This is a genomic window from Streptomyces sp. NPDC055025 (assembly GCF_053608565.1).
Genome location: NZ_JBSGVS010000099.1, coordinates 1 through 24,405 on the forward strand (window position 1 = coordinate 1; position 24,405 = coordinate 24,405).

Below are 24,405 nucleotides of genomic sequence, written 5' to 3' on the forward strand. Positions count from 1 at the left end.
GGCCCAGGATCGACATCCTGGGCCCGCCTGACGTTGTGCTCGACTCTCCCGACCCGCGCCCCGCTCAGTGGCCGCCACGCTTGGTCGTCTTGCGCCAGCCGAAGGGGCCGGGCAGATCCATCGACGTCGTACGCCGCCCGGTACTGCTCGACGTGTGCCGCGGCCCGTGCTTGCCGCCACCGGTGGTGACGGACCAGGAGCGCTTGTTGATGTTGAGTCGCACCCCCGGCAGGATCCGGAAACTCTTACGGAATGTGATCGGCATCCGCACCTCCTCTGTCAGGAGTGCGGGTGCCCCGTGGACACCGATGCATGTCTGCTCGGAGCGTGGGACCGGTGGACTGTCAAAAGCCTGGCGCGGTTGACCCCGCGCTACACGTCGGAAAGCCGCGTGGAGGACCTGCGGAGGTAGACGGCCCAGGTCAGTACCAGGCACAGGCCGTACCCCACCAGGAAGCAGAGGTACGCGGCGTTCCCGTTGTGGGTGGTCAGGAACGACTGCCGGAACGCCACGTTCACCAGTACCCCGCCGAACGCGCCCACCGCGCCCGCGATGCCGATGAGCGCGGACGCACGTGTGCGGGAGACGCGCTCGGCCGTCTCCGGGTCCGCGCCGGAGGCCACCGCGGTGCGCGCCTTGGCGCGGAAGATGGCCGGGATCATCTTGTAGGTGGAGCCGTTGCCGACACCGCTGAAGACGAACAGCGCCACGAAGCCGGCGATGAACAGGCCCAGCGAGTCCCGCTGTGAGGCGACCAGTACCACCGCCGCGCCGGCCGCCATCGCCGCGAAGTTCCACAGCGTCACCTTCGCGCCGCCGAAGCGATCCGCGAGCAGTCCGCCGACCGGCCGGATCAGCGAGCCGAGCAGGGGGCCGAGGAAGGTGAGGTACGCGGCCTTCACAGGGGTGTCGAACTGCGTGTGGAACTCCACCTGCAGCACCTGCCCGAAGGCGAAACTGAAGCCGATGAAGGAACCGAAGGTGCCGATGTAGAGCAGCGACATCACCCACGTGTGCGGATCGCGGGAGACCTCGCGCATCGCCCGCTTGTCGTTGCGTATCGCGGTGAGATTGTCCATCTTCCACGCCGCGCCGAGGGCGGCGAGGACGATCAGCGGGATGTACGCCAGCGGCAGCAGCCGCGGCTGCGCGGCCCCCGCGGTCGCGAGGATCAGCAGGCCCGCCAACTGGACCACGGGCACACCCAGATTGCCTCCGCCCGCGTTGACGCCCAGGGCCCAGCCCTTGAGCCGCTGCGGATAGAACGCGTTGATGTTCGCCATCGAGGACGCGAAGTTGCCGCCGCCGACCCCCGCGACACAGGCCACGGTGAGGAGCGTTCCGTAGGAGACACCGGGTTCGAGCACGATCCCGGCGAGGATGGTCGGGACCAGGAGCAGCAGTGCGCTGAAGACCGTCCAGTTGCGTCCGCCGAACTTCGCCACGGCGAAGGTGTACGGCAGCCGGAGCACCGAACCGAGCGCGGTGGGCAGGGCGGTGAGCAGGAACTTGCCGGCGGGGTCGACGTGGTACTCCGGCCCGAGGAAGAGAACGAGCACGGACCAGAGGCTCCACACGGAGAAGCCGATGTGCTCGGAGAGGACCGAGAACACCAGGTTCCGCCGAGCGATCCGCGCCCCGGCCTCCTCCCAGAAGCCGACGTCCTCCGGACGCCAGTCGTCGATGGTCCGGACCCGCGCCGAAGCCGGTGTCGCGGTGTTCTCGGAGTTGCTGACCGTTGTACTCATGGGCACCTGCCGGAGCGGAGAGGGAGTCTGCTGACGCGTCTGACGCGTCTGGCGCTTCGCCACGCAGCAAGGTAGGAAGGCGAGATTTCGGCTGACGGCGCATGGTGGCTCGGTGGTGGAACGTCCTGCGCACGGGGCCTGGCGGGGGGTGTGAGGACGGGCACGCGCAAGCCGCGTGTCTCTCGGGTCCGCGCGTGGTCCCCGCTCGCCTACGGCTGGACTCTCGCAGGCCACACCCTCAGCACCGCCGGCGAGCCGTCCGGGGCCGTCTCCTCGTCCAGACAGACGCCCGTGCGCAGATCGAAGGCCTGCTTGTACATGGGGGAGAGCACCACCGGGACCGCTCCCCGGTTCCCCAGCAGTCCGCGCGAGAGCACGTACGCCCCGCTGAACGGGTCGCGGTTGTCGACCGCGTACACCTCCCCCGCGCGGTCGCGGTAGAGCGCTACCTGCGCGCCGCCCACCAGCAGCGCGACCCCGCGCCCCGGGGTCAGCTCCGCGTACCCGCACACCGGAACCCACCCCGCGCCGTCGTGGATCTCCACCCGCACCGCGCTCGTCGTCCCGCTCATCGGACGCGTACCTCCAGGTCGGGGCCGGCGATCAGGGCCGGGGCCGGGGCCGGGCGGATCTGGTCCCGCTCCGGGACGAAGCGGATCGTCGGGTCGGGGACGCCCGGCGCGTTGGTGAACGAGACGAAGCGGCGCAGCCGCTCCGGATCGGCCAGGGTGGCCGCCCATTCGTCCTCGTAGTTCTCGATGTGGCGGGCCATCAGCGCGTCGAGATCGGCCCGGATGCCGAGGGAGTCGTCCAGCACGACGGCCCGCAGATGGTCCATGCCGCCCTCCAGCCGTTCCAGCCAGGAGGCCGTCCGCTCCAGCCGGTCCGCGGTGCGGACGTAGAACATCAGGAACCGGTCGATGGTGCGGATCAGCGTCTCCCGGTCCAGGTCCGCCGCCAGCAGATCCGCGTGACGCGGCGTCATCCCCCCGTTGCCGCCCACATAGAGGTTCCAGCCGGTCGCGGTCGCGATCACCCCGAAGTCCTTGCCCTGCGCCTCGGCACACTCCCGTGCGCAGCCGGAGACCGCGGACTTCAGTTTGTGCGGTGAGCGCAGCCCTCGGTAGCGCAGTTCCAGTTCGATCGCCAGGCCCACCGAGTCCTGTACGCCGTAGCGGCACCAGGTCTCGCCGACGCACGACTTCACGGTGCGCAGCGCTTTGCCGTAGGCGTGCCCGGACTCGAAGCCTGCGTCGACGAGCCGGCGCCAGATCGGGGGGAGCTGGTCCACGGTCGCGCCGAAGAGGTCGATCCGCTGGCCGCCGGTGATCTTCGTGTAGAGGCCGAAGTCGCGGGCGATCTCGCCGATGACTATCAGGCCCTGGGGGGTGATCTCGCCACCGGGGATCCGCGGCACCACCGAGTAGGAGCCGTTGCGCTGGATGTTGGCCAGGAAGTGGTCGTTGGTGTCCTGCAAGGCGGCCTGCTCGCCGTCCAGGATGTGGCCGTTGCCGAGGCCCGCCAGGATGGAGGCGACCACGGGCTTGCAGATGTCGCAGCCCTCGCCGCCCGGCGCGCTGCCATGCTCGTCGATCAGCCGGGAGAAGGAGCCGATGCCCCTGACCCGGACGATCTCGTACAGCTCGGCGCGGGTCTGCGTGAAGTGCTCGCACAGGCCCTTGGCGACCTCGACCCCGCTCGCGGCCAGCTCCTCGGCCACGATGCCGCCGAGCAGCTTGACGCAACTCCCGCAGCCGGTACCGGCCTTGGTGCACTTCTTGACCTCGGGAACGCTGGTGCGGCCCTGCTCGCGCACGGCGGCCCGGATCTCGCCCTTGCTGACGTTGTGGCAGGAACAGACGACCGCCTCGTCGGGCAGCGCGAGCGGGCCGGGGGCCGCGCCGATCGAGGCGGGCAGCACCAGCTGCTCCGGCGGGGCGGGCAGTGGGGAACCGCTCAGCGCCAGCGGGCGCAGCAGCGCGTAGGAGTCGGCGTCGCCGACCAGGACGCCCCCGAGCAGCGCGCCGTCCGCACCGATGACGAGCTTCTTGTAGACGCCCGCGCGGCTGTTGGCGTAGAGCACCTCCAGCGCGCCCTCGGTGGTGCCGTGCGCGTCGCCGAAGCTGGCCACGTCCACACCGAGCAGTTTGAGCTTGGTGGAGGTGTCCGCTCCGGTGAAGGAGCCGGTGCCGCCCGCGAGTTCGCGGGCGGCGGCCTCGGCCATCGCGTAGCCGGGGGCGACCAGCCCGTAGACCCGGCCGTCGGCGGCCAGCGCGCATTCCCCGATGGCCAGGACCGCGGGGTCGGCGGTGCGGCACCGCTCGTCGACGACGACACCGCCGCGCTCGCCGACCGGCAGGCCGCAGTCGCGGGCGAGCTGGTCGCGCGGGCGCACTCCGGCGGAGAAGACCACCAGGTCGGCGGCGAGTTCGGTGCCGTCGGACAGGGTCATACCGCGTACCCGGCCGTCCTCGTCCGTGGTGACCGCCCGCGTGCCGACGCCGGTGTGCACCAGCACGCCCAGATCCTCGATCTTGCGGCGCAGCACCTCGCCCCCGCCCTCGTCCGTCTGGATCGGCATCAGCCGGGGGGCGAATTCGACGACATGGGTCTCCAGCCCCATGGCCCGCAGCGCGCCGGCCGCCTCCAGCCCGAGCAGTCCGCCGCCGACCACGGCGCCGACCCGGGCACCGGCGGCGCCGGCCCGGATCCCCTCCAGGTCCTCGATGGTGCGGTAGACGTGGCAGCCGTCGGCGTCGTGCCCGGGGACGGGTGGTACGAACGGGTACGAGCCGGTGGCCAGCACCAGGGCGTCGTAGTGGAGCCGGTGCCCGGAGGCGGTGGTGACGATCCGTGCGTCGCGGTCGACCGCGACGGCCGGGTCGCCGAGCCGCAGGTCGATGCCGTGCCCGGTGAGGAAGCCGGGCGGGCACAGCGACAGTTCCTCGGTCGAGGTACCGGAGAACCAGGAGGTCAGATGCACCCGGTCGTATGCGGGGCGGGGTTCCTCGGCGAGCACGGTGACCCGCCGGACCGGCGCTCCAGTCCCGGCGTCCGGCTGCTCGAACAGCGCCTCCAGGAAGCGCTGGCCGACCATGCCGTGGCCGATCAGCACCAGGTGTTCGCGGTCCGTGCCACCGCGGTCCGTACCGCGGTCCGTGTCGCCCATGCGGTCCGTGCCACCGACGCGGTCCGTCCCGCCGATGCGGTCCTTGTCGGCGATGCGATCCTTCTCGGCGATGCGGTCCGTGCCGCCGATACGGTCCGTTCCGTCCGTGCGCGTCATCAACGGGCTCCTCGGGTGGTGAGCAGATGCAGGGGGTCCTCGGGCAGCGGCTCGTCCCGCTCGTACGCCCGGGTCAGGGCGCCGACCGTGGCCAGATCGCCCAGCAGGATGCCGCCGACGAGCCGGTCGCCGCGCAGCACGAGCTTCTTGTAGGAGCCGCGGGTGGCGTCGACCAGCCGCAGCACATGATGGCCGGAGCCGGCCTGGTGCGTCTCGTCGTCCACCTCGCCGAAGGCGGCGTACTCCAGCGGCCCCGCCGAGAGCCGGGTCAGCGGGCGGGAGCCGGTGTACTCCCTGTCCGGCTCGGCCCCGGACAGCCTCGCGGCCAGGACGTCGGCCTGCTCCCAGGCCGGGCCGGACAGGCCGTGCACGACGCCGCGGTGCTCGGTGCAGTCGCCGATGGCGTACACGCCGGGATGAGAGGCGGCCAGCCGGTCGTCCACCACCACGCCGGTGCGCACCAGCAGTCCGGCCGTGTGGGCGAGCCCGGTACGCGGGCGCACCCCGCAGGCCGGCACCACCAGATCGGTGGTCAGCAGATAGCCGTTGGCCAGTTCCACCGCGTCGACCCGGCCGCCGCCGCGGAGCGCCCGAGCCCGGTTGCCGAGGTAGACCTCGACGCCCAGCCCGGCCAGCGCGCTCCGTAGCGCCGCGCCCGCCTGTGCGTCGAGTTGGCGCTCGATCAGATGCGGGCCCTGGTGCACGATCTCCACCGGAAGCCCGAGCGCGGCCAACGCGCGGGCGGCGCTGACGCCGAGCACACCGCCCCCGATCACCACGGCGCGCGCGGCTCCGGCCGCGGCCTCGGCCAGGCCTCGGCAGTCGGCGAGGGTGCGCAGTGCGTGCACCCCGGCGATCAGGTCGCCGCCGGGGGCGCGCAGACCGCGGATCGGTGGCAGTACCGGGTTGGCGCCGGTGGCCAGCACCAGTTCGTCGTACTCGGCCCGCTCCCCGCCCGAGAGTCTCAACGTGCGGGCGGCCAGATCCAGTTCGACGACCTCGGCGCCAGTTCGCAGCACGGCGGTGCCGACCGGCAGGGCGATGGCCTCCGGGTCGTAGCGGCCGGTGAGTACGTCGGCGAGCAGCACCCGGTTGTAGGGGGCGCGCGGCTCCGCGCCGTAGAGCGTCACCTCGGCCTTCCCGCCGAGGTCCTGGTACTGCTGGGCGAACCGGGCGGCGGCCATGCCCGCGCCGACCACCGCGATACGCGCGTTCATAGCTCGCTCCCCGCCCGCCCGCTTCCCGCCCGCCCGCTTCCCGCCCGCTCGACCCGCACCGCGCAGACCTTGAACTCCGGCATCCGCGAGGTCGGGTCCAGGGCCGGATTGGTCAGCGAGTTGGCCCGCCCCGCGCCGCCCCAGTGGAAGGGCATGAACACGGTGTCGGGCCGGATGCTCTCGGTCACCCGGGCCGGCGCGACCGCCCGCCCGCGCCGGCTGGTCACCGCGAGCAGCTCGCCCTCGGCCACCCCGAGCCGGTGTGCGAGCAGCGGGTGCAGCTCCACGAACGGGCCGGGTGCGGCCCGGTTGAGCTCGGGCACGCGGCGGGTCTGCGCGCCGCTCTGGTACTGGGAGACCACCCGGCCCGTCGTCAGGAACAGCGGATAGTCGGCGTCCGGCTGCTCCGCCGCCGGACGGTGCGAGACGGCGGCGAACCGGGCCCGGCCGTCCGGTGTGGCGAAGCGGTCCAGGAACAGCCGTGGCGTCCCGGGGTGCGGTGCGCCGTCGCTGTCGCCGGCCGGGCAGGGCCAGAACACCCCGTCCTCGCGCCGGATCCGGGCGTAACTGATGCCCGAGTAGTCCGCCTGGCCGCCCGCCGAGGCCCGCCGCAGCTCCTCGAAGACCTGCTCGGGGTCCTCGGAGAAGCCCCGCTCCACCCCCAACCGCCGGGCGAGTCCGCTCAGCACGGCCAGATCGCTGCGAACGCCCGGTGGCGCGGGGACCGCCCGCTGACGCAGGATCACCCGCCCCTCCAGGTTGGTGGTGGTGCCGGTCTCCTCGGCCCACTGCGCCGACGGCAGTACGACATCGGCCAGTTCGGCCGTCTCGGACAGCACCAGATCGCTCACCACGAGGAAGTCGAGGCTCCGCAGCCGCTCGGCGATGTGCCCGGCCCGGGGCGCGGAGACCACCGGGTTGGACCCCATCAGCAGCAGCGCCCGCACACCGCCCTCCTGCCCGAGGCAGTCCAGCAGCTCGTACGCCGAGCGCCCCGAGCGCGGCAGTTCCCTCGGATCCACCCCCCACACCGCGGCGACGTGCGCCCGCGCCGCCGGGTCCTCGATCGAGCGGTAGCCGGGGAGCTGGTCGGCCTTCTGCCCGTGCTCCCGGCCGCCCTGCCCGTTGCCCTGGCCGGTCAGGCAGCCGTACCCGGAGTAACGGCGGCCGGCCTTGCCGGTGGCCAGGCACAGATTGATCCAGGCGCTGACGGTGTCGGTGCCCTTGCTCTGCTGCTCGGGGCCGCGGGCCGTGAGCACCATGCCGGTCTCCGCGTCCGCGAACATGCCCGCGGCCTCGCGCAGTTGGGCCACCGGTACACCGGTCAGCCGCTCCACCCGCTCGGGCCAGTGCGCCATCGCACAGGCGCGGGCCGCCTCGAAGCCGGTGGTGCGCTCCTCGATGAAGTCCTTGTCGAGCCTCCCGTCCGCGACCACCAGGTGCAGCAGGCCGAGTGCGAGCGCCAGATCGGTGCCGGGCGGCGGTTGGAGATGCAGGTCGGCCAGCTCGGCGGTCCTGGTCCGACGCGGGTCCACCACGATCAACCGCCCGCCGTTCTCGCGCAGTTCGTGGAAGTAGCGCAGGGCCGGCGGCATGGTCTCGGCGGGGTTGGCGCCGACCAGGATCACACAGCCGCTGCGCGCGATGTCCGCCATCGGGAACGGCAGTCCGCGGTCGATCCCGAACGCCTGCCGGTGCGCGGCAGCGGCCGAGGACATGCAGAAGCGGCCGTTGTAGTCGATGTTCGCGGTACGCAGCGCCACGCGGGCGAACTTGCCCAGCAGGTACGCCTTCTCGTTGGTCAGTCCGCCCCCGCCGAAGACCCCCACCGCGTCCCGGCCGTATTGCTCGGCGGCACCCGCCAGACCGGCCGCGGCCCGGTCCAGCGCCTCCTCCCACGACGCCTCGCGCAACTCGCCGCCCCGCCGGTCGCGCACCAGCGGCGCGGTCAGCCGGGCGACCCGGTCGAGCAGCGCCGCGGCGCTGCGCCCCTTGCCGCACAGCGCGCCGAGGTTGACCGGAAAGCCCGGCCGCTCCACGACTTCCACCGGCACCGCCGCTCCGGAAGGCGCGGTGCGCAGCCGCATGCCGCACTGCAGCGAGCAGTACGGGCAGTGGGTGTCGGTCGTCGTCATGGCACTGAGCGTCATCCGCCGCGGTTACGCGATCGGGTCACACGCATTGCGGCCGGGATACACGTCCCTCATGGAGCCTCCGGGACAAGGTGGGGGTAACGACATCTTCCGTAACAGCACACCGAGCTTCGCTAACCCCCATGTGACGGCCACGCAACGCGACCGAAACCCCACGGGCTGAGCCTGCACAGCATGGAAACCGTCAGCACGTCCACCGGCGGCCCTCCGGCCACCGAGCCGGTCGGCCCGCTGGTCGGCTACACGATCGGGGTGACCGCCGCGCGCCGCCGCGACGAGCTCACCGCCCTGCTGCGCCGGCGAGGCGCGCGCGTGGTCGAGGCGCCCACCATGCGGATCGTCCCGCTGGAGGACGACGCGGCACTGCGCCGGGCCACCGAGCTGTGTCTGACCGCCCCGCTGGACTACGTGGTCGCCACCACCGGAGTCGGCTGGCGCGGCTGGATGAGCGCCGCCGAGGGCTGGGGACAGGGCGGCCGGCTGGCCCAGACCTGCCGGGACGCGGTGGTGCTCAGCCGCGGCCCGAAGGCGACCGGCGCGGTCCGTGCCACCGGGCTGGACGAGACCTTCTCACCGCGCTCCGAGGCGAACGACGAGTTGCTGACCTGGCTGCTCGCCCGGAATCTGAGCGGGCGCCGGATCGCGGTGCAGGAACACGGCGCCCCGCTGGACGGCTTCACCGCCGCGCTGCGTGAACGCGGCGCCGAAGTGATCGAGGTCCCGGTCTACCGCTGGGCCCCGCCCGAGGACCCGGAGCCGGTACGCCGTCTGGTGCTCCAGACGATACGCCGGGAGGTACACGCCATCGCCTTCACCAGCGCGCCGGCGATCACCGCCTTCCTGCACGCGGCGGACACGCTGGGACTGCGTCCCGAGATCCTGGCCGCGCTGCGCGAGGACGTGCTGCCGGTGTGCGTCGGCCCGGTCTGCGCCCGGCCGCTGGAGAGCGTCGGCGTACCCGTGGTCTGCCCCGAACGCGGACGGCTCGGGGCGCTGGTGCGCACCATCACCGAGACGGTCCCGGTGCGCAACCGCCGCGAGCTGGAAGCCGGCGGGCGCACCCTGGCGCTGCAGGGCAGCGCGCTCGTCGTCGGCGAGGAGAGTTACTGGCTGCCGCCGGTCTCCGCGGCGGTGCTGCGGGCGCTGGCCGAACACCCGGGCTGGGTGGTCAGCCGCGCCGACCTGCTGCGCCGGGTCTGGGCGGGCACGACCACGGACGAGCACGCGGTCGAGGCCGCGGTCGCGCGACTGCGTGGCGCACTGGGACCGCACGCGGGGCTGGTACGGACGGTGCCGAAGCGCGGGTACCGGCTGGAGGTCGGCGGATGACGGGCCCGACTCTCGTCGCCGTCGCCCACGGCACCCGCGACCCGGCCGGTGTCGCCACCGTCGAAGCCCTGCTCGGCATGGTCCGTTCGCTGCGGCCCGGGTTGCGGGTCGAGGCCGGCTATCTGGACCTCGTGCGGCCCTCGCTGGACGAGACCCTGGCGGCGCTGCGGGGCCATGCGGTGCTCGTCCCGCTGCTTCTGGGCGCGGGCTATCACGTCCACACCGACATCCCGAAGGCGCTGGCCGCCGCCCCACACCTGCGGGCGTCCGTCGCCCGCGCGCTGGGCCCGGACCCGCTGCTGGCCACCGCGCTGTCGGCGCGGCTCGCCGAGGCAGGGTGGGCCGGGAGCGCGGTCGTCCTCGCCGCCGCGGGCTCCACGGATCCCGCGGCCAACGCGGACACCGCCCGCATGGCCATGATGCTCCAGGCCCGGCTGAGCGCGCCCGTCCTCCCCTCCTACCTCTGCGCCGGCTCCCCCACACCGGCCCAGGCCGTCGCCCACCTGCACGCCGAGGGCCACGACTCCGTCGCCGTCGCCGGCTACCTCCTTGCCCCCGGCTTCTTCTCCCGCCGGGCCTCCCGCTCGGGCGCGGCCCTCACTTCGGCACCGCTGGGAACACACACGGCGGTGGCGGAACTGATCCTCCGCCGATACGACGAGACACGCGCATGAGGTGCCCTGCCCAGGCCATGCCGGTCCCCTCGTGACGGAGCATCAGCCGTGACGAAGCGTCAGCACGCTCGTCACCGGGCCCGCTTGAGACCTGACGCCGCAGATCCTGTTGACGCGCCGCATCAGCCTGCGGTCAATCCGTCTCGAACCAATGCCTGTCCGGCCGTTCCGGCATCCGGTCCTTTGGGGATCGACTGGGGCACGGTCGGTGTCGACTCGACGTCCTGCCGGCCTCGGCACCAGCCCAGGAAGCTGAGTCTGACCTGGCGGTCGGGGTTGTCGGTGTTGGTGTCCGCCAACCCCCGCTAAGACAATCTCCACCGTATCGCCAGTTGCTTCTCGCTTCTGGCCCTGCCGACTTGAAGGTGAAGTACAGGGAAACCGCGCGGCGGCCTCGCAGTAAACATCATCGAGTGCTCACGAGATAGGCTCTGATCAGCAGTTTCCCGTCTTTCAGCTCATCACGAACTTTCCTGTCTGCACGACGGATCCTCCCTGGAAAATCCTTCTGACAGAGCTGAAAATCCCTGGGCGAATGACCACCAGCGGGGCCTACCGGTTGAGCTCCACTCGCGTTTCTGTAGAACCACCCCAGGCAATACGACCCATACGCGCAAACCACACCAAAGGACCTCGCCTCTTCCCGGCAGGAAGAAATGGCGCTCGATTCGCGTCCTCGCCCGGAGGTGAACGGTATTTTCCTCACTAAGTCTCGGGGGGAAGCTGTTTGCCAGACTGAGGAAGGTCGCCCAGCAGGCCCCGAGACCGCCTTCCTGGTGTCGGTGTCGAGACTCCGTCCATGGCCCGCGGACAGATGGCACCCTCCCGGCCTCCTTGTCCAGCAGTGGTTCGCCGGAGGCTCCGGAAGCCGTAACACCGCCCGCGGCCGGGGCGGGGCGGCGGCACGGGCACCGGGTTCTTGAGCTGACCGACTTCGCGCAGCTCAGGACAGTTCCGGTCGGGTTCCGGCCGGGTGGCGCGAAACCCTGTTGACTCCTCTGCGTTGTTGATCGTTAACTCAAGGGCACTTGTGCAATTTCTGTGTCGTTGAGGTGGGGGCGATGAGCGTGGTGTTGTGGTGCCGTAGAGACGGTTCGGTGGGCAGAGTGAGTGGAGTGGCCGTCGCGGCACTGGCGACCGCCCTGATCACCCTTCCAACCGGAGCCGCTCACTCGTACACGGGCGGCTCGACCGCCCTGGCACCCGGCGCCCAGGCCGCAGCCTGCACCGGCGGCACGGAGGTGGATTTCAACGGGGACGGCATCCGGGACATCGCGATCGCCGACCCCGATGCCACCGTCAACGACCAGACCACCGCCGGTCTCGTCCGCGTCGTCCTAGGCGGCGGCAAGGGGACCTCGGAGCTCTCGCAGGCACTGCCGGGCAGTGCCGCGGGACCGGAGGCCGGAGACAGGTTCGGCTACTCGCTGGACACCTACGACGTGGATCGGGACGGCTGCACGGACCTGGTGGTAGGCGCACCGTACGAGGACGTCGTCAGGGACGGTGTCAACCAGCTCGACGCCGGACTGATCCATGTGATCCACGGCTCCCCGACGGGTATCGGCGCCGGATCCGTCATCAACACCTACTCGCAGGCGGGCTTCGTCTCCGACGCGACCAACGAAGCCGGAGACCTCTTCGGCTTCTCCCTCGCGGCCGGCGAGACGTCAGGGGGCAAGCCCTTCCTCGCTGTGGGCGTACCTGGCGAGGATGTCGGAGCCGCCACGGACGCCGGGTGCATCCAGTACGTACAGGACACGACGAAGGTGGGCGTGACCCAGGACGACGCCGGAGTTCCCGGGGCTGTCGAGACGAACGACCGCTTCGGCGCGTCGCTCGTCGCCACGGAGCGGTTCTTCGCGGTGGGCACGCCCGGCGAGGCCGTCGGTACACAGACCTTCGCCGGCATGGTGACGGTGTTCAACCACACGGTCGTCGGTGGACTGCCGACCCCTCTGCTCGGTATGGAGGAGGAGCATCCGGCGCTCGTGTCCGGTACGGCGGAGGCCGATGACCGGTTCGGCACGGCGCTTTCGATCCTCCCGTACCGGCCGCAGGGGGCTGCGTCCGCGACCGATGTCCTGCTCGCCATCGGCACGCCGAACGAAGATGTCGGCGATGTCCGGGACGCGGGCGCCGTCACCGTGGTCCAGGTGAAACCGACAGGGGCGGTGACCGAAGTCAATCTGATCGATCGCCTCTCGCCCGATGTCGAGGGTGACCCGGTGATCAGCGACTTCTTCGGTCAGCGTGTCGCGCTCGCCGATACCGCTCCCGGCGCCGTCGGCACGGCCGCCACGGTCAAGCTGGCTGTCAGTGTGCCGAATCAGGAGGTCGGCGCGGCGGAGAACGCCGGCGCCGTTCAGGTCCTGCCCGGTCTGGGGGCCCCGGGAGCGGGCGACAGGATCCTGACGCGCGGGGACGGACTGCTGCCTGGCACGGCGGGTGCCCGGGAATTCGCGGGTATGGGACTGTGGGCCACTTCCACCGACCTGTACGTGGGCGTGCCGTCGAGCAAGGGCGAGGACGCACCGAAGGGCCTGGTGAACACGGTGCCGTGGGCGGCGGTCGCCGCCGGTACCGGCACGGTGCAGACCTTCAAGCCGGGGGCCGGTGGGCTCCCGGACGAGGGCAAGGCATTCGGCGCGGTCGTTCGATGAGTGACTATCGAACGCGTGCGCGCGCCAAGGGAACGGCGGTCGGCAGCACAGTAGAAACCGCTCGCGCAAAGGGTCTTCGCCGGCGTCGGCTGCTGGTGACAGGTACGGCGCTGACCGCTCTGCTCTGCGTCGGTGGGACCACCCCGTCCGCCACCGCCGTGGACACCCCCCGGTCGCGTGGGGCAGGCGAGCAGGCACGGACAGCCGCCGGAACCGAGCAGGAGGCGCTCACCGCCGCGAGGGAGTCCGGCGATCCCGCCGAGGTTCTCTCACTGCGCCATGAACGTGGTGAGACCTTCGCCAATCCGGACGGAACATTCACGGCCAGGGAGTACGCGCAGCCGGTGAGGACCCGCAAGGGCGGTACGTGGGCCGATATCGACACCACTCTCGCCGAGCAGGCGAACGGTCGCCTGGCCCCGCGGGCCACGACCACGGCGATGACGTTCTCCGGCGGCGGTGACAAGGTGTTCGCCACCCTTGGACGTGACGGAAGGACTCTCTCCTTCTTCTGGCCCGAGGTACTGCCGGAGCCCGAGGTCGACGGTGACAGCGCCACCTACCGTTCCGTACTGCCCGACGTGGACCTGGTGGTGCGGGCGGAGAACGACGGTCTGTCGCATCTGCTCGTGGTGAAGACGGCGGAAGCTGCGGCGAATCCCGCTCTCTCCTCCATCGAACTTCCCGTCCGTGCCGATGGACTTGAGGTGAGCACGGACACGGAAGGCGGGATCGTCGCCGAGGACGCTGCGTCGGGCGGAGCAGTGTTCGAGGCACCACAGCCGCTGATGTGGGACTCCCGGGGCGCGTTGCAGGAAGGGGCTGCGAAGCGGGTGGCGGCGGAGCTACGCGCCACCGCTGTCGCCGGACCGGCCGAGGGAGCCCAGGTCGCCGATGTGGGACTGGAGTGGCGACAGGGCAGCATGGTGCTCACGCCGGACCAAGAACTTCTGACCGGCCAGGACACGCGGTACCCCGTCTTCATCGACCCCGTGAGCAAGACCGTCGGCCGCACCGGCTGGACCTGGGTGTCGTCCGCCAACCCCACCTTGGAAGGCTGGAAGTTCGCCAACTCGGACGGTGCGGGAGAGTCGGGCAAGGGCGTGGGGCGCTGCCCGGCGGACGTGTCCGTACGGTGCGCGAGCGGAAGCGATGTGCAGCGTCAGTACTACGCGATACCCACGGGCAGCCTTGAGGGAAAGACGATCCTCAAGGCCGAGTTCGCCATCACGCTGGTGCACACGTACAACAGCGAAGCACGCTCGGTCCAGTTACACCGTGTGAACAGCTCGGGAGGCAGCGCGATCAGTTCCAAAACGAATTGGTCCAACAGGCCCTCAAGCAAGGCGCAGGCGGCTGCCCAGTCCCCGACCAATCCGGCGGGAAACTGCTCCACGACGAACCAGAACGTCCGCTTCCAGGTCACCAGCACCGTGCAGCAGGCCGTGTCGAGCGGCTGGGAGACCACCACCTTCGGCCTTCAGGCGGCAGCGGAGGATTCGTACGCGTCATGGAAGCGCTTCTGCAACAACGCAGCGCTGGAAATCACCTACAACCGGGCGCCGTACCAGCCGAAGATGTCCGAACTGACGATGAACCCGGGCGGAAAGTGCGCGTATGGCGAGGCTCAGAAGCACTACGCGGATGAGGCGCCGATGCTTCAGGCGATCGTTCGGGACCAGGACCACGGAGACGTGGGCGGCAACACCGAGCGGCTGAAGGCGGAGTTCGAGATCTTCTGGACAGGAGCGGATGGAAAGGAGAAACGATACTCCGTCACCACTGGGGAGAAGACTTCCAACTCGGACCAGTCGGCCGGTGGTTACGAGACGTTCAAGTACCGGACCGGCACCGATCTCACCACTGATGACACCCCGGCCTTCACGCTCCCCCAGAACACCGTCATCGGCTGGCGTGCTCGCGGCAGTGACGGCACCGCGTGGGGGCCCTGGAGCGACGCCGGTACGGCGACCCGCTGTGAATTCATCTACGACGCGACGAAACCCGACGCACCCATCGTGACGTCGCCGGAGTATCCCGACGACGACCTCTGGCACCGAGGGGTGGGCGACTACGGTTCCTTCACCCTGTACTCACCAGGCACCGGAATCGCCTCCTACCGCTATCAGTTCACCGGTGAGGCACAGAAGACCGCCCTGCCGGTCGAGCCCGGCCGGCCCGTCACCGTGCGCTGGATGCCGCCGAGCGAGGGCCCCTACACCCTGTTCGTCGAGGCCGTCGACCAGGCGGGCAACAGCCGGGAGGTCACAACGGGCTACACCTTCCGGGTGGAGAAGGGCCGGGCCCCCAAAACCGCCTGGTCCCTGGCGGACCCCGCCGGATCCTCGCAGGCCGCGGACGGAAGCGGCGGACCAGCCGCAACCGCGGGGCCGGGGGTGACCTTCGGCATGCCTGGCCCGCACGGATCCCTGCGAACCGCGGCCCAACTGGACGGATCCGCCGGCGCGTACCTGGACTCGGGCCGGCATGTGGTGGACACCGACAAAACCTTTTCGGTGGCCGCCTGGGTGATGCTCCCCGAGCTGCCGAGAAGCTCCATGACGGTGGTCAGCCAGGACGGCTCCGCCCAGTCCGGCTTCTCGCTCGGCTACGACGGCACGTCGAAGCGCTGGTCCTTCCTCGCACCGGACAGCGAGATCGACTCCATGACCTCGTGGGAAGTGCTGGGCCCTCAGCCGGTGACCGGCGAATGGACCCATCTGATCGGTGTCTACGACATGAATGACGGCAAGGCCCCCGGCACGATGCGGATGTATATCAACGGGCGGCTGATCTCCGGGGACATCCAGCAGCGCTCCACGACCTGGAACGCCACGGGCGGCCTCCAGATCGGCCGTGCCCTGGAGCCCGCCGGCTACACCGCGTATCTCAAGGGCATCGTGGCCGATGTCCAGGTCTTCGACCGGGTGGTGGCCCAGGGCGAGAGTACGAGCCTCGGCGGACTGCCTCCGCGTCAGCTCGGCTACTGGAACATGGACGAGGCCGTCGACGGCACCACACCTGATATCACCGGCGGAACGGGGCTCTCACTGCGCGGCAGTGCGTCCGTGTACCGGCCGGACGATTCCTGTGATCCGGCCGGCGATCCGGAATGTCTGCCTGCCGCCGAACCACTCTGGGGCGACGGACATCTCCTGCTGGGCGGGACCGACGGTTACGCGGACCGGGCCGCCGGGCTGCTGAAGCCGAAGGCCAGCTTCACCGTGACCGCACGGGCCAGGCTTTCCTCACCCACGGCGACCATCGATCAGAGCGTGCTGTCTCTCGTCGGCTCGACCGGCGCGGCGGCCCGCGTCCGGTACAACGCCGCCGCCGACCGCTGGCAGTTGACGCTCACCGAGAAGGACACCGCCGACGCCGTGGTCACCGAGGCCGCCGCCACCGGATGGCTGCCCAGCGCCGAGGACGATGGCGATCATCTGGCTCTGAGCTACAACGCGCTCTTCGCCGAGGTGCAGCTCTTCGTGAACGGGGAACCGGCCGGACCGGCCGTCAGCTGGCCCAACACCTGGGATCTGTCGAAGGCGGGAATCCAGGTCGGTCGTACATCGGCGAACGCGGTCGGCCGGGAGTACTTCTCCGGCGCGATCGACGAAGTGCGCGTCTTCGAGGGCGCGCTCGACCAGCCGCTCATCGCGGCAGTGGCGGGACTACAGACCGGCGAGAGCCTGGGCAGCGTCACGTGACACAACCGCGGACGGCTGCCGGACGGCAGCCGTCCGCGCCCGTTCCCTGTGCGTGATCCTCCCGCTGACCCATGGAGATGTGACATGTCTATGCCTCAATGGTTCCGTTCCTCCCCCCGGCTCTCCCGCCGCGGCCTCCGCGTACGTACGGTCGGCGCCCTCGCTGTGGCACTGACGGTCGGCCTGCTCCCGCAGTACGCGCCGGAAGCGAAGGCGCGGGACAACGGGCCCACCCGGCCCCACGTGCCGAACCTCACCGCACCCGCGCCTGGTGCTGATCTGAAGTCCAGGCCCCATCAGAGCAATCCGGCCGAGAAGGCACGGGTGAAACGTCCGGCCGACGTGAGCTGGCCGACAGCGGCTCGCGACGAGACCACCGTCGGCGCCGTACCGGTCAAGGCCGACGGCTTGCCCATAGAAGTCGGACCGCCGCCAAGAACGGCCAAGTCCAGATCTGCCGCCGCGTCCACCCCCGTCTCGTTCGCCGTCGAGACGGTCAGCCGTACGAAGACGCGGGCCGCGGGTATCGACGGTGTGCTGTTCACCATCTCCGCAACGGACACTCCGTCCACCGCCGACCCGGCGGACGCGGCCCGTCTGACCCTCGACTACTCCGGCTTCGCCGACGCGTACGGCGGAGGCTACGGCTCCCGGCTGCGTCTGGTGCAGTATCCCTCCTGCCTGCTCACCACGCCGGAGAAGGCCGCCTGCTCCACACCGCGCGAGCTGCCGGCCACCAATGACACCGCCGGCCGGACCCTGTCCGCCGACGTGCCGGTCGCATCGAAGACCGCCAAGACAGACGCCCGTACGGCAGCCGAAGACGGAGGCACCGGCGGGGTGACGGTACTCGCCGCGATCGCCGCCGCCTCCGGCGATCAGGGCAGTTATGGTGCCACGCCCCTCGCTCCGTCATCGGAATGGAGCGTGGCGAACTCCTCCGGTGCCTTCAACTGGTCGTACCCCCTGCGTACGCCCCCCGCACCCGGCGGACTCGTCCCCTCGGTCTCCTTCGGCTACAGCTCCCAGTCGGTCGACGGCCAAACGGCGACCACCAACAACCAGGGCTCCTGGATCGGTCAGGGCTTCGGCTACGAGCCCGGCTTCATCGAACGCCGTTACAAGCCCTGCGCGGACGACGGCCATGACAAGACCAACGGTGACCAGTGCTGGGCCTATGACAACGCCACGATCCAGCTCGCCGGAGGTACATCGGGCGAACTGATCAAGGTGGACGCCGACGACAACGACGCCGTACAGGAATGGCGTGTCAGTAATGACGCCAACACCAAGGTCGAGAAGCTGACCGGCGGCGCCAACGGCGACAACGACGGTGAGCACTGGCGCGTCACCAGCACGGACGGAGTTCAGTACTACTTCGGTCTCAGCCGCCCGCCCGGCTGGACCTCTGGCAAGGAGGAGACGGGATCGGCCTGGACCGTCCCCGTCTACGGTGATGACGCGGGCGAACCCTGCTACAAGGCCGCGCTCGCGGACGCGCACTGCCTCCAGGCATGGCGCTGGAATCTGGACTACGTGGTCGACCCGCACGGCAACGCCATGTCGTACTACTACGGCAAGGAGACCAATTACTACACGCAGGGTCTCAAGACCGGGGAGAACGGCAAGCCGTACACCCGTGGCGGCTATCTGAAGCGGATCGACTACGGTCAGCGCGACGGCAAACTGTACGACACCCCTGCCCCCGCGCACATGGTCTTCACGACCGATGAGCGCTGCCTCGACACGGCGGCCGACTGCGAGCCCGGCGATCTGACGGACGCCACGGCGAACCGCTGGCCGGACGTCCCCTGGGACCGCGACTGCAAGGCGGACACCAAGTGCCCGGGACAGAACTCACCCACGTTCTGGACCCGGAAGAAGCTCAGCAAGGTCACGACGCAGATCCGCAGCGGCACCGGCTACTCGGACATCGACTCCTGGACTCTCAAGCACATCTTCACGGACAACGGCGACAGCTCGCAGTCGCTCTGGTTGAACGAGATCAAGCACACCGGTCATGCCGGCACCAGTTCCGTCGAGATGCCGTCCGTCGAACTGCTCGGTGAGCAACTGCCGAACCGTATCGACACCACTGACGACAACATCCAGCCGATGAAACGCTTCCGGCTCTCCGGCGTCGACAACGACACCGGCGGCCAGTTGGACATCATCTACCGAGACGCCGAATGCCGGGCCGGTGCTCTGCCACCCGCCGACAGTTCCGCCAAGGCCTGCTACCCCGTCAAATGGAATCCGCCCGGTGAGCCGGAGCCGGTCACCGACTGGTTCCACAAGTACCTCGTCGAACGCGTGGTGCAGACCGATCTGACCGGTGGCGCACCGGACATGGTCAGCGAGTACGAGTATCTGGGCGACGCCGGCTGGAAGATGACCGAGCCCGACGGCATCACGGACGACAAGTACCGTACGCGCAGCGACTGGCGCGGCTACGGAAAGGTGCGCGTCACCAACTCCGGCGATACGGTCAGCCCTGCCAACACCCGCACCGAGCACACCTTCCTGCGCGGACTCGGCGGCCAGGTGACCGACTCCACGGGCACGGCGCACGCCGACAGCAACGAGCTCTCCGGCCAGGAACTGGAGACGGCGACCTACAACGGCGCCTTCACGGCCGACAGGATCGTCTCCAAGAGCATCAACACCACCTGGTCCCGCACGACGGCGACGCGGGTCAACAGCTGGGGCACCGACCGCGCGTACTTCGTGCGTCCCGAGACGACCACGTCGTACACCGCGCTGGAGAGCGGCGGCTGGCAGGAGACCAAGTCCACCACGCGCTACGACGCGGCGACCGGCCGGGCGACCGAGGTCGACGACTTCGGTGCCACCGGTGATCCTTCGGACAACCGTTGTGTCCGGACCCAGTACGCGGACAACACGGCGAAGCACATGCTCTCCTTCGTCTCGCGGGTGGAGCAGGTGGCCGTCGCCTGCGGCACGACACCCGACCGAAGGACCCAGGTCATCTCCGACGACCTGACGTACTACGACGGTCTGGGACTGGGCGCGGCCCCCGTGAAGGGCGACACCACCAAGGTCCAGCGCCTCGCGTCCCACGACGGCACCCAGGCCACCTACGAAACCCTCACCTCGTCGGCGATGGCCGACTTCGACGCCTTCGGCAGGCCCCTGAAGGTGACCGACGCGGCCGGCAAGTCCACAACGATCGCCTACGCCGAGACGGACGGCCTCACCACCAAGAAGACCGAGACCAACCCGCTCGGCTGGAAGACATCGACCGAGTACGACCGCTCATGGGGCTCCCCGGCCGCACAGGTCGACATGAACGAGAAACGTACCGACCTCGGTTACGACGCCCTGGGCCGTCTCACCTCCGTATGGCTGCCCGACCGGCCCAAGGCCAGCGACTTCCCACCCTCCATCAAATACACGTACGTGGTGCGGAAGACAGGCGGGCCGGTAGCCGTCAAGACGGAGAAGCTCGAAAGGCAGAAGGACGGCACCGAGCGGTACGGCGTCGAATACGCCCTGTACGACGGAATGCTCCGCCCCCGCCAGCAGCAGACCGAAGGCCCCAACGGCGGCCGCATCATCGCCGACACCTTCTACGACGGACTGGGCAATATCGCCAAGGCCAACGCCGACTACTTCACCACCGAGGCCCCGAAGGACCAGGTCTTCGACGCGGTCGACAAAGGGGTGAACGGCCAGACCCTCACCGAGTACGACGGGGCGGGCCGCACGACCGCGGAGATCTTCCGCAGCGCCGGTGAGGAGAAATGGCGCACGACGTACACCTACGGGGGCGACCGGGTCCATGTCGACCCGCCCGTCGGTACGCCGCCGACCACCACCATCACCAACGGCCGGGGCCTGACCACGGACATCCGCCGCTACAAGGGCGACGAGCCCCTGCCGACCGGCACCCCCGCCGACTACGAGAACACGCACTACACCTACACACCGGCGGACCAGCTCAAGACCGTCCACGACGCGGCGGGCAACGTCTGGACCACCGGCTACGACCAGCGTGGACGCAAAATATGGAGCGAGGACCCCGACACCGGCAGAACCGACTACGGGTATGACGAGCTGGACCGGCCGACCTCCGTCACCGATGCGCGGCGCAAGAAGATATCGACCAAGTACGACGCGATCGGTCGCCCCGTCTCCACCTGGGAGGGCGAACCGGACACAGGAACGAGACTGACGGTCTCCACCTACGACATCGTCGCCAAGGGCGAGCCGTACGGGAGCTACCGGTATGCCAACGGGGTCGTGCAGTCGTCGACCCTCAATGTGCAGCTCGACAACATGTACCAGCCGACCCTCACCCGGGTCACCCTCGCGGGCACCGAGGACGCGGCGCTGAAGGCTTCCTACGACTTCGGCACCCAGTACAACCAGGACGGCACCGTCCAGTCCATGAGCATGCCGGCAGCGGGAGGACTGCCGGCCGAGACCCTCGTCTACAGCTACGACGAACTGCAGCGACCGACCGCTCTCAGAACGACGCTCGGCGGGACTTCGGGCAGCTACGTCACCAAGGCGGCCTACTCGCCGACGTCGCAACTCCAGCAGCTCGAACTGTCCACGGGGGCGTCCGGCTCCAGAAAGACATGGCTGTCGTACGAGTACGAGCGCGGTACCGAGCGGCTCACCCAGTCGCGGACCGAGGTCGAGAGTGTCGCCGAGGTCACGTCGGAAGCCCGCTACACCTATGACGCGTCGGGCAACGTCACCACCATCGCGGATGTACCGACCGGTGGCCAGGCGGATGTCCAGTGCTTCACCTATGACTGGCAGCGCAGACTGGACGCGGCCTGGGCGACGTCCAACTCCTCCGACGGATCGGTCGGCACGGGCAGGACGAACACCGCCTGCGCCGCCGACCCGGCTCCGGCCACCATCGGGGGACCCGCCCCGTACTGGCACTCCTTCACCTACGACACCGCGGGCAACCGCAAGCAGCAGACCCTGCACGCGGCCGGCGGCAGTCCCGAGACGGTCCGCACCTACACCTACGGTGACGCCAACCTGAACGGCACACCGGGTGAAGCCGATGACGGCGGTCCGCACACCCTGAGCAGAATGGTGCGGGACGTAGCGGCGGGCGGCGGCAGTCCGGCGGTCCATGCCCAGGACACCTACACCTACGACCCTTCCGGCAGCGCGCGGCAGAGCGTCCGGAACGGTACGACCCAGGACATGACCTGGAACGCCGAGGGGCGTCTGGACACCTCGACCACCGGCGGTGCCACGGCTTCCTTCGCCTACGACGCCGCCGGTGAACGGCTGCTGCGCAAAGAGGCTGGACGGACAACCCTCTATTTGCCGGGTATGGAGCTGAGTCTCGACACCGCCACGAAGAAGGTCGAGGCCACCCGCTACTACTCCTTCGCGGGCCGGACGGTCGCGATGCGCACCGCCGGGGGCGTCAAGTTCCTCGCCGGTGACCGGCACGGAACGATGTCGGTCGCCGTCGACGCCATGACCGGCGCGACGGTGCGCCGCAGGATGGATCCGTTCGGCAACGAGCGCGGTACGTCCAGTCCCTGGGTGGACGACAAGGGCTTCCTCGGCAAGCCGGCTGACACGTCGACAGGCTTCACCCACCTCGGCGCGCGCGAGTACGAGCCCGAGAACGGCCGGTTCATCTCGGCCGACCCGGTCATCGACGTGACCGACCCGCAGCAGATGAACGGCTACGCGTACAGCAACAACAACCCGGTCACCTACTCCGATCCGACCGGCCTCTGCCCCGCGGACCTGTGCGGCATCGGCTACCCCATCGGAGGCACGGGCCAGGTCGCCGGTGACCCGCTCCGTTTCGTCACCGTCGCTCCGACCCAGGGCAGGGACTGGGACTACCGGACCCCGGCCAAGAAGACGTACGACCAGGCACGGGCCAAGGCCGACGCGGCGAAGATCCGGGCACAGGCCGCGGCCAAGGAACTCGCGGGCATCCTCGCCGACGAACTGGGCCTCACCGACGCACTGGACTGCTTCACCACCGGCAGCCTCGGCGCCTGCGGGGCGACCTTCCTCAATGTCGCGAGCAGCTTCCTCGGCGGCATCCTCGGAAAACTCGCCGCGAAGTACGGCATGCCGTGGAAGTGGAAGAAAGCCGTAGCACTCGGCAAACGGATAGCGGGCCTGGTCGACAAGCTCATCAAGAACTTCTCGTCCTGGCTGAAGTTCGACAAGAAGGCCGAGAAGCTGGCGGGTGCGGTCGACGACGGCTGCAACAGCTTCACCCCCGAAACGAAAGTCCTGATGGCCGACGGCACCACCAAAACCATCAAGGACATCGACATCGGGGACAAGGTCGTGGCGACCGACCCCGAATCGGGCAAAACCAGAACCAAGACCGTCACCGCCGAGATCACGGGCAAGGGCGCCAAGAACCTGGTCCAGGTCACCCTGGACACCGACGGCAAACACGGCAACCGAACGGCCTCGGTCACAGCCACCGACGGCCACCCCTTCTGGGTCCCGGAACTCGGCGAGTGGATCGACGCCACGGACCTCAATCCCGGCCAGTGGCTCCGCACCAGCGCAGGCACGTACGTCCAAATCACCGCCGTCACCCGCTGGACCCAGCAGTCCACGGTCCACAACCTGACCGTCGCAGACATCCACACATACTATGTGGTGGCAGGTGCCACACCGGTCCTGGTTCACAACTGCGATACCGTCGATCTCTATCGTGTATCGCCCAGAGATCGAGGCACGAGCGAACTCGACAACGGAGTCCTTCCCGAGAATCATCCGCTTGATTTGGACGAGGGGCTCGATGGGTCTGCATACTTTGGAAACAGGCAGCGAGTCGAAGACTATGCGTCTCAGCATCGTGACACGCACGGTCAGGGAATCCGGGTGACTGTTCCGTCCCGATGGTTGAGGGAGAACGACATCAAGCCGATGGAAGATTTTCTCAACGAAGGGGCGGTTGAATATGCCATCCCGAGGCACTTGTTCGACAAGTTCAATTCATTTCCGCGCGCTCCATGGAATCCTGGAGGGAAATAATGGACATTTCGAGTGTGCGAGACTATTCGCTCATCAAATGTCGAATCGCGAGTCACCAGCACTACGGCCTGACGGTTCATACGATTGAGGGCAACATTCCTGGCTACGTGGATGAGTCCGCCATATCGGACGAGGATTTCACCCCGCGAGACTACTGGCCGCCTAAAGGTGAGCGGCTGACTTGTGTGGTCCTTGGGCAAGCCAGCGGTGGCAGGCTTCGTCTGAGTTCCCGTCCCCGTGACATTCAACTGGCAAATTCTGTCGTTGATGTGGCGATCGCGCTGACCGCGTGGCGACTGGCGCGAGACGATGAAGAAGGTGCGGGTGGACTAGCGGAGTTTTGGCGGTTGCCTGACGTCGCAGCTGTCTTGCGGTGGGCGCTGCGCCGCCCCGCGCACTCGAGAGATCATGCGCGCGCGGTGGAAATTGTCGCCTTGGCGCCGACGGTAATAAAGGATTCACTGCGGGAGGCGGATTATGTCTCCTCCAGTCCAAGAGGCAAAGAACCCGACGCGGATCACCCGCGCCCTGGCTGAGTCGCCCACAGGGTCCGTTCTGCGGCTTGACGGCAGTAGATGACGGCAACGGCGGCGGACACCAAGTGATGTCC

At 69.3% G+C, this 24,405-nt stretch carries 12 protein-coding genes; 6 read left to right on the forward strand and 6 right to left on the reverse strand.

Translation table 11 applies throughout. The features are described 5' to 3' along the window. Positions 1-64: 64 nt before the first annotated feature. From ACWGDX_RS36870 to ACWGDX_RS36895, 6 genes are all read right to left on the reverse strand, one after another. Complete coding sequence (locus ACWGDX_RS36870) at positions 65-265, reverse strand: DUF4236 domain-containing protein (protein ID WP_365902953.1); 201 nt, start codon at positions 263-265, stop codon at positions 65-67. A gap of 107 nt (positions 266-372) precedes the next feature. Next, positions 373-1,749 (reverse strand): nitrate/nitrite transporter, encoded by a 1,377-nt coding sequence (locus ACWGDX_RS36875; RefSeq protein ID WP_453632841.1) that lies wholly within the window; start codon positions 1,747-1,749, stop codon positions 373-375. Positions 1,750-1,958: 209 nt separating this feature from the next. Continuing rightward, a complete protein-coding gene (gene nirD, locus ACWGDX_RS36880) occupies positions 1,959-2,321 on the reverse strand; it encodes a nitrite reductase small subunit NirD (RefSeq protein ID WP_453632842.1) in 363 nt (120 codons plus the stop codon). Continuing rightward, positions 2,318-4,918: a nitrite reductase large subunit NirB gene (gene nirB / locus ACWGDX_RS36885; protein ID WP_453632860.1), complete on the reverse strand. Its 2,601-nt coding sequence runs from the start codon at positions 4,916-4,918 to the stop codon at positions 2,318-2,320. The genes nirD and nirB overlap by 4 nt, the downstream gene beginning before the upstream one ends. A gap of 116 nt (positions 4,919-5,034) precedes the next feature. Continuing rightward, positions 5,035-6,252, reverse strand: a complete 1,218-nt coding sequence (locus ACWGDX_RS36890; RefSeq protein WP_453632844.1) for an NAD(P)/FAD-dependent oxidoreductase — start codon at positions 6,250-6,252, stop codon at positions 5,035-5,037. Beyond that, on the reverse strand, positions 6,249-8,387 hold the full coding sequence (locus ACWGDX_RS36895) for a molybdopterin oxidoreductase family protein (protein WP_453632846.1): 2,139 nt from the start codon (positions 8,385-8,387) through the stop codon (positions 6,249-6,251). The genes ACWGDX_RS36890 and ACWGDX_RS36895 overlap by 4 nt, the downstream gene beginning before the upstream one ends. Positions 8,388-8,579: 192 nt before the next feature. Between ACWGDX_RS36895 and ACWGDX_RS36900 the strand changes: the two genes are divergently transcribed. The 6 genes from ACWGDX_RS36900 (at position 8,580) to ACWGDX_RS36925 (ending at position 24,331) form a co-directional block, all read left to right on the forward strand. Continuing rightward, positions 8,580-9,734 (forward strand): uroporphyrinogen-III synthase, encoded by a 1,155-nt coding sequence (locus tag ACWGDX_RS36900; RefSeq protein WP_453632848.1) that lies wholly within the window; start codon positions 8,580-8,582, stop codon positions 9,732-9,734. Then, positions 9,731-10,408: a sirohydrochlorin chelatase gene (locus tag ACWGDX_RS36905; RefSeq protein ID WP_453632850.1), complete on the forward strand. Its 678-nt coding sequence runs from the start codon at positions 9,731-9,733 to the stop codon at positions 10,406-10,408. Before ACWGDX_RS36900 ends, ACWGDX_RS36905 begins: the two co-directional genes overlap by 4 nt. Positions 10,409-11,505: 1,097 nt before the next feature. Then, a complete protein-coding gene (locus ACWGDX_RS36910; RefSeq protein ID WP_453632852.1) occupies positions 11,506-13,071 on the forward strand; it encodes a VCBS repeat-containing protein in 1,566 nt (521 codons plus the stop codon). Positions 13,072-13,166: 95 nt separating this feature from the next. Then, positions 13,167-16,778, forward strand: a complete 3,612-nt coding sequence (locus ACWGDX_RS36915; protein WP_453632854.1) for a LamG-like jellyroll fold domain-containing protein — start codon at positions 13,167-13,169, stop codon at positions 16,776-16,778. An 84-nt stretch (positions 16,779-16,862) separates the two neighbouring features. Next, on the forward strand, positions 16,863-23,795 hold the full coding sequence (locus tag ACWGDX_RS36920; RefSeq protein ID WP_453632856.1) for a polymorphic toxin-type HINT domain-containing protein: 6,933 nt from the start codon (positions 16,863-16,865) through the stop codon (positions 23,793-23,795). Further along, complete coding sequence (locus ACWGDX_RS36925) at positions 23,795-24,331, forward strand: hypothetical protein (RefSeq protein ID WP_453632858.1); 537 nt, start codon at positions 23,795-23,797, stop codon at positions 24,329-24,331. The genes ACWGDX_RS36920 and ACWGDX_RS36925 overlap by 1 nt, the downstream gene beginning before the upstream one ends. Positions 24,332-24,405 lie beyond the last annotated feature (74 nt).